2 protein-coding genes are annotated in these 3457 nt (G+C 74.8%); one reads left to right on the top strand and one right to left on the bottom strand.

The genetic code is table 11. The annotated features are described in order from the left end of the window. Positions 1–2312, bottom strand: a 2312-nt coding sequence (locus tag E1200_RS32085) for a nitrate- and nitrite sensing domain-containing protein (RefSeq protein ID WP_131956232.1), incomplete at its 3' end; no start/stop codon positions are given. Between the two features lie 392 nt (positions 2313–2704). Between E1200_RS32085 and E1200_RS35320 the strand changes: the two genes are divergently transcribed. Then, positions 2705–3457: hypothetical protein (locus tag E1200_RS35320; RefSeq protein WP_131956230.1), on the top strand; the 753-nt coding region annotated here is incomplete at its 3' end.

Genomic DNA, 3457 nt, shown 5'->3' with positions numbered 1-3457 from the left:
GGGTCGGACGGGGCATCGGGCTGGGGATCGGGCTGGGCCTCACCGGGCGTCCCCCACGACATCGCGGTGCCGGACAGCTCGGGCAGCACGGGCGGCGCCTCCGTGCGCCCGGCGTCCGCCGCGGCCCGGCGCCGCTCGTGCGGCTCCTCGGCGGGCAGGGCGGCGAACCGCCCGGACTCGTCGGTCTCCCGCAGCGGGACGACCGGCTCCGCGCGCGGCGCGGGCACCAGCGCCGCCTCCCGCGGTGCTTCGGGCCGCGCGGGCGGCGGGTCCTCGGCGAGGTGGTCGCCGGGCTCGATCTCGGCGGCCGCCTCGGCCTCCGCCATCTGCTCGGCGGGCACCACCAGCTCGTGCGGCAGCAGCACGATCGCCGTCACGCCCCCGTACGGGGAGCGCTGCAGCGACACGTTGACGGCGTGCCTGGCGGCCAGCCGCGCGACGACGAACAGGCCGAGCTGGTCGGTGTCGACGAGGTCGTACTCGGGCGGCTCGGCGAGCCGCCGGTTGGCCTCGTCGAGCTGCTCGGGCCGGACGCCGAGGCCGCGGTCCTCGATCTCGATGGCGAACCCGGTGCCGACGCGCTCGGCCATCATCCGGACCTCGGTGGTCGGCGGGGAGAACGTCGTCGCGTTCTCCAGCAGCTCGGCCAGCAGGTGGACGACGTCGGTGACGGCCGAGCCGACCAGGCCGTCCGCGGACTCGGTGAGGACGGCCACCCGGGTGTAGTCCTCGATCTCGGAGACGGCCGCGCGCAGCACGTCCGCGAAGCGCACCGGGTGCCGCCAGCCGCGGGCCGGCGTGGCGCCGGACAGGATGATCAGGCTCTCCGCGTGCCGCCGCATCCGGGTGGTGAGGTGGTCGATGCGGAACAGGTCTTCGAGGTCGTCGGGCTCGGCGCGGCTCTCCAGCGCGTCCAGCATCGACAGCTGGCGGTGCAGCAGCGACTGGTTGCGGCGGGCGATGTTGAGGAAGATGCGGCGGACGCCCGCCCGCAGCTCGGCCTGGCCGACGGCGGCGTCCACGGCGGTGCGCTGCACCTTGGCGAACGAGTCGGCGAGCCGGGCGACCTCGGTGGTGCTGCCCGTCTCCAGCGGCGGCGCCTCGGCGGCGACGTCCACGGTCTCGTTGCGGCTCAGCCGGCCGACGAGGGCGGGCAGCCGGCGGTCGGCCAGCTCCTCGGCGGCGCCGCGCAGCCCGACCAGCTCGCGGACGAACCCCCGCGCCACCCACAGCGACAGCAGCACCGAGACGAGGATCGCCAGCAGGCCGAGGCCGCCGACGACGCCCAGCCGGACGTAGGCGGCCCGGCCGAGCCGGTCGGCGTCCTCGCCCGCGAGCCGGGAGTTGGCGAGCAGCATGTCGTTGCTCTGCAGCACCAGCTGCTGCGCCGTGCGCTGCCACTCGTCCGCGCGGATCGGCAGCGGCCGGCGCGGATCGGCGTCGGCGATCCGGTCCTCGATGCCGTGGTAGCTCTGGTAGACGGGCGAGGCGAACACGGGCGCGGTCGTCTTCGCGTAGACCTCGCGGTCGAGGAGCGAGCGCTGCCGGGTCCAGTGCCAGCGCTGCTCGCCCAGCATCTCCACGAACGTCCGGTGCTCGGCCGCCGTCATCCGGCCCCCGGTGATGAGGGCGGAGGCGATCAGCGCGTTCTCGCGCTGCAGCAGCTCGATGGCGCGGCCGGCGTGCCGGGTCGCCAGCGTCGCGTTGTACAGGTCGGCGTCGTCGATCTCGAGGCGGTCGTACACGCGGTGCACGTCGTCGACCATGGTGCTGTAGTAGTTGATCGCGGTCAGCCGCTCGATGGAGCGCGCGTCGATGGCGGACCGCAGGCCGGTGAGCCCGCCGAACCCCTGGATGACCTCGTTGACGCGGTCTCTCAGCGCGGCGGGCATGGCGTCCTGGGCGGCGGAGGATGTGGCCTCCTTGCGGAAGACCTCGATGGCCCCGTCCAGGCGGCGGCGCTGCTGGTCGAGCGTGCTCGGCGCGGCAGGGGCGCTCTCGCGCGGGGTGCTGAGGAACACGGCGGACGCCTGGCGCTCCTTGCCGAGCTCCACCAGCACGGCCTGGCCGGTCGGCGCGAGCTTGACGTCGAGCGTGTGGTAGCGGCGCTGGGCGAGCGCGTCGCGGCCCGTGACGTTGGCGGCGTACCCCCACAGCGCGATGAGGGAGAGCAGCGGCACCAGCAGCAGCGCGGTGACCCGGGTGCGGATCGAGCGCGTGCGCCGGCGACCGGCCGCCTCGGCGGGGCGGCGCTCATCGGTCTTCGCCGTGGTGTCCTGGGGGGCGTCCCCCCGGGGGGAAACGAAATCCATGTGACCTCGAACGTTCCGGCGCGGAGGGTCCCTGGATCATAAAGGTGGTGCGTTACGAACCCGCAACCCCTTTGGCGCCTTTCGGACGCATTGGGACCATTCCGTGCCACCTGCAGGTATGCGTCCGGGCCGGGATGATGCCCCCGAACCTCCGCAAAGAGATTGCGGCAAACCCGGACAAATACTTCATTTCCCCCTGTCATCCCCGGGTGGATGCGCCATACTGTGCTCCTTCACCCACCGCTCGCGCCGCGGCCGGAACGGGAAGGAGATCGGCGATCCATACAGGCAACGACGGCGGCCGGAACGAGGGCCCCCACACCGGCCCGCCGGACATGACCGGCCTGGGCGGAAGGCCGACGCACGGCCCGCAGGGCGTTACGATGCCCGCCGTGAGTCCCGAAAGCCAGGCACCCGAGGCACTGCCGTCCCGACGGCGCCGCACCCCCCGCGGCGGCCGCCACCGCGGGGACGAGTCCTTCCTGCTGCCCCCCGGATCCCCAGCGCTCGTCCTGGCCGTCCCCGGCCCCGCCGGGCGGGCCGGCACCGAGATCGCCCACGAACTCGCCCGGCTCGTCGAGATCGAGCACACCGGCCAGCCGGCCTACATCGCGCACCTGGAGGGCGACGAGGCGAACCTGCACGCCGTCCTCGGCGGCCTGCGCCGCGAGGACGACGTCCCCGCGGCCGTGGTCGTCCCGCTGTCCACCGGCCCCGACCGGGCCATGGACGCCGCCGTGCACGCCGCCGTCGCCGGCTCCCCCGCCCGCGCGCTCGCCGCCGAACCCCTCGGCCCGCACCCGCTGATCGCCGAGGCGCTGCACGACCGGCTCGCCGACGCCGGCCTCGCCCGCGCCGACCGCATCCGGCTCATGACGATGGTCACCGCCGCGTCCGGCTTCATGATCGCCACCCCCGGGGACGCCGCCGCGGTCCGCCAGGCCGAGGTCACCGGCGTCCTGCTCGCCTCCCGGCTCGCCGCGCCCGTCTTCACCGCCTCCCTCAACGACGAGGCATCGGTCAAGGCCGCCGCGGAGCAACTGCGCGCCGCGGGAGCCACCTCCATCGCCGTCGCGCCCCACGTGATCGGCACCGAACCCGAGACCGGCCTCATCGCCGCCGCCGCGGCCTCCGTGGGCTCCGCC

Origin of the sequence: Actinomadura sp. GC306, assembly GCF_004348665.1 — a bacterium.
Classification (GTDB): Bacteria; Actinomycetota; Actinomycetes; order Streptosporangiales; family Streptosporangiaceae; genus Spirillospora.
Note: the sequence above shows the minus strand (reverse complement) of the source record. Positions and strands in the feature narration are given on the sequence as shown.